Below are 3914 nucleotides of genomic sequence, written 5' to 3' on the forward strand. Positions count from 1 at the left end.
CTACTGCATTGCCGCCTGCCATAACTGCCACGCCCAGATCCATGAACTGAGCGAATATTACGGCGGCCATTACGGCGTGGTCCATCTCTGGACCCTTATCTGTCTGTCCCTGGGCATTCTCGGCCCCAACGAACGGGCGTATCTCAGAGACGATCTGAAGGACGTGAATGTGTTTCATCCGGAGATCGCGGTGTAGGCGTATCAGTCGGACGTGTTTATGACGGCCGTCTTCCCTGTGGAAGGGAAGACGGCCGTTTACGTTTTGAAGGCTATTTTCGGGCGCATTCAAAAAAGCCAGGGAAGTTTGAAAAAGCTTTTTGATTCGGGCTTGGAAGGCACCTTTGCCAGCCATTTGTCATAGATTTTTTGATATTCGCCGCTGCTTTTGACGGCAGCCAGACCGCTGTTGATAAGTTTCAGGGTTTCGACATCGCCCTTGCGGACCGCGACACCGAATGATTCCGGATTTTCCGTTGGGATGAGAAAACCAAGTTTGAGGGTTTGGGAGTATCTCTGGTGATCGAGAACAAGGCCAAAAGCCGCGGGAGCATCAATGATTGCAGCATCCAGAAGGCCTTTCTCGACAGCCGCCACGGCGGCCGTGGGATGGGGAAAAGGTTTGGCCACTGCGCCTTCGTGTCTGGCGATCTCCTTGCAGACATCGTAGCTGATGCTGGCCTCCAGGGCGCCAATCCGTTTTTCAGCCAAATCATCAAGTGAGCTTGTTTTTGCTTCATTTTTAACAATAACAGCTTGATATGATGTGAAATATGTGTCTGAAAAATCCATTTTTCGTTTTCTGGGCTCGGTGATGGTCACGGATGCCAGAACAGCATCAATTTCTTTGTTTTCCAGGGCGGAAAAGATTTGTGTCCAGGCCACATCGCGAAAAATCGGGGTGAAGCCCGCGGCTTTTCCAGCGGCCATGATTAAATCAGGACCAAAGCCGATGATGCGCTGGTTTGCGTCAATGGATTCCATGGGTGGATAGTTTGTATCCACTCCAAAGATAATTTCCTTTGCCATTACAGGTGACGCAAAAACAAAAATACAGATAAAAATGTATACGTAGTGTAGCATGATCTCCCCAAAGAATAATGTATTATAGATATTAATTGCCAGTGACGGACGGATGCTTTGCTACTGAAGTCGCAAGTCATGGTCAACTAATTCTTCTGGCTGTCTCGCCTGGATCCATGAATGTAATGAAAACCACGCAATATATCCAGGCGATGATTTTTTTTGGATAGATCACGTGAAGATGTTTCACAAATGTTTTGTTGTCTGGGAGATGAGCCCCGAGACGGAGCAGCCCGCCTGCCTCGGTGATCGCAGGGTGGCGATCCCGCGAGGACGCGCTTCGCGTTCGGGTTACCCGTGGGTAGCAGCTAATCCGGGATCTTGTATGTGCCCAGGATGTTGGGCTCTCCGACGATGAAAATGCGGCCGTCCGGGGAGCGCGTGACCCCTTCGGGCTGAAAGGATCGACCCGTGACCCGGAGGGCGAATCGCCGCAGTTCCTTGCCCGTGTGATCCAGATGGACAAGGCGCGACGAAGCTTCGCTCAGAATCCACAAGGTGCCGTCCGGGTCGCGGATAATGGAGGCGACATCCCGGACGTGCAGCCTGGGCAAGGGCGTTCGCCAGACCGGACCCGGACGGAACTGCTCGTCGAGGGGGATGGACAAGCACACGAAGGGCTTGCCCTCGCGCATGGTGAGGATGGTCCGGCTCGAGGGGTCATACGTGATGCCCTCGAAGCCTTTGTTTTTGGATTTGGCGACGCCTAGACTCAGGCTTGTCGCCTCGTCGCGGCGTAGCTCCGTGGCGTTGGCTGGAAGCTGGACAATGCACAGCTCCCCTTTGCGTTCCTCGACCAGGGCGAAGTATGGGCCCTCGATGTGGGTGATGCCTTCGGTGTCCTTGAAATCGTGCAGGGCGACGCGGCGCAGGACAGTGCCCTCGGGCGAGAGTTCGAAGATGTATTGTGGCTCATTGGTGACGGCGAAGAGAGTGCCGGTTTCCTGGTTCCAGGTCAGTCCGGATAAGTTTTTGGGAATTTCCGGAATCGCTCGGGGCGCGTGGATAACGGTGAGTCGTTCGGAAGGCTGCCAAGCCGTGGCCGTTCCAAGAATGGCGACGACCAACACGCCCGGGACCAGACGGATGAGCCAGGACAGAACGGTGAAATTTCGAAGATTGGAAAGCATGAAGACGGTGGGCATGTGGGCACGACCTTCAGGGACGAACTTGGGACCAGATCATTCCCCCGAGCATCAGGGCGCATCCCATGAGTGCTTGCGGGGTAAGGGTTTCGCCCAGGAGCATCCAGCCGGCCAATGCCGCGAAAACCGCCTCCAGGCTCAGGATGATGGCCGCCGGCGCGGGCCGGGCGTCACGCTGGGCCACGACCTGCAAGGTGTAGGCGACGCCGACGCTCATGAACCCGCCATAAAGGATGGGGACGATGCCTGCCCACAGACCGGCCAGGCTGATCGGTTCGAAAATGAGAGCCGCGATCAGGCTGATCAGGCTGCACGTGGCGAATTGCACGGCCGCCAGCTTGACCGCGTCCACGGCGGCGATGCCTTCGGTCAGACGGCCAACCAGAACGACGTGGACGCCCCAGAAAAAGGCGGACATCAGAACCAGAAGATCTCCTTTGCCAATGCTTAGGGTCTCGGTCACGCTCAAAAGATACATACCGACAATGGCCAAGCCGGCCCCGGCCCATGTGCCCAGGCCGTAGCGGTGACCGAGAAAAATGCCGATCAGGGGCACGAACACGACATACAGACCGGTGATGAACCCGGCTTTGCCGGCCGTGGTGTAGCACAGGCCGAATTGCTGGAGCCAGGCGCCCAGAAAAAGGGCGCACCCCATGAGCGCGCCACCACGGAGCACGACCGTCAGCTGTGGCGCCGGGGTGGCGCGGCGACTGCTCATGTGCCGGATCAGGGGCAGCAGGGCCAGGGAGCCCAGTGCGAAGCGGATGCCATTGAAGGTCAGCGGGCCCATGTGATCCATGCCGAGGCGCTGGGCGACAAAGGCCGCCCCCCAGATTAGAGCCGTCAATAAAAGCAGGATATTGGCGCGCACGACGCGATTGTTCACTTGAAACCTCTTTACTGCGTTGTTTTTGTTTCGAAAAAAGGATTGAAATGAGCCTTGGGCATAAACAACGCCCCCTGGGAAGCCAAGGGGCGTTATTGGTATGGGGAAAAATTGAGACCAGCCGGTTGCGGGGCTTGCCGGGTTTTGATCCGGATCAGCACCACCATTGTCGCGGTACGCTTCATGCTGAAGTGGTCCAGCGCCGTTGCCGGGATTGGACCACGCCCACAGAGATGGATGCGAGACAACCATGCTGCCCATTTTTCGAGCAGCGCGATCAATTGTCCGTAAGCTGCAATTTTTGGGTTGGCAACACGCGGCACATGGGCATTTTTCGTGAATTGCAACCGGCTGTGGCGCGGGGCATGGACCACGAGTTGGTCAAGGATAGCGTGGCCAGTCTGGGGTGGATCTGAATTTTGCACAGAGTCAAAGAGGCTTTGACCATTGCCAAGCGCGACATGGACCCGAAGGAACACGCCGTGCATTCCGTGGCGGTGAGTTACGCGCGTAACTCCGCCAGATGCAAACCTGAAGGCGGAATGCCTTGGCGCGTCGCCACGGCCTAACCGCTTCCAGAGTACCTGGGAAACCTGTCACGTGAACGCGGCATGTAATGATGAGGCCCGGACCCGCATAGGCACAAGCCCGGACGTTCCGGGCCTGTGCTTTAGGCAGAGACCCTGGAAGAGTTGTGCGACGTGGTGGCAAGAGAAAGGGCTTACAGGTTGTTTTTGTAAGCCCTTGATTTTTTGGCGCGCCAGGGAGGACTCGAACCCCCGACCGATTGCTTAGAAGGC

5 protein-coding genes are annotated in these 3914 nt (G+C 56.6%); 1 reads left to right on the forward strand and 4 read right to left on the reverse strand.

The features are described from left to right. Window positions 1–196 (forward strand): oxidoreductase (locus EOL86_12590; GenBank protein ID NCD26413.1); only part of this gene is annotated, 196 nt, incomplete at its 5' end. Between the two features lie 89 nt (window positions 197–285). Here the strand turns inward: EOL86_12590 and EOL86_12595 are convergent. The 4 genes from EOL86_12595 to EOL86_12610 all read right to left on the reverse strand — a co-directional run bounded on the left by EOL86_12595 (window position 286) and on the right by EOL86_12610 (window position 3602). Further along, on the reverse strand, window positions 286–1080 hold the full coding sequence (locus EOL86_12595; protein NCD26414.1) for a transporter substrate-binding domain-containing protein: 795 nt from the start codon (window positions 1078–1080) through the stop codon (window positions 286–288). 308 nt (window positions 1081–1388) lie between these two features. Next, window positions 1389–2225, reverse strand: a complete 837-nt coding sequence (locus tag EOL86_12600; protein ID NCD26415.1) for a hypothetical protein — start codon at window positions 2223–2225, stop codon at window positions 1389–1391. 13 nt (window positions 2226–2238) lie between these two features. Next, window positions 2239–3114 carry a DMT family transporter gene (locus EOL86_12605; GenBank protein ID NCD26416.1) on the reverse strand — a complete coding sequence of 292 codons (876 nt, stop codon included), beginning with the start codon at window positions 3112–3114 and terminating at the stop codon, window positions 2239–2241. Window positions 3115–3206: 92 nt separating this feature from the next. Then, the gene (locus tag EOL86_12610; protein ID NCD26417.1) at window positions 3207–3602 is read right to left on the reverse strand and encodes a hypothetical protein; all 396 of its coding nucleotides are present in this window, start codon (window positions 3600–3602) and stop codon (window positions 3207–3209) included. Window positions 3603–3914 lie beyond the last annotated feature (312 nt).

It is taken from the genome of Deltaproteobacteria bacterium, assembly GCA_009930495.1.
Taxonomy (GTDB): domain Bacteria; phylum Desulfobacterota; class Desulfovibrionia; order Desulfovibrionales; family Desulfomicrobiaceae; genus Desulfomicrobium.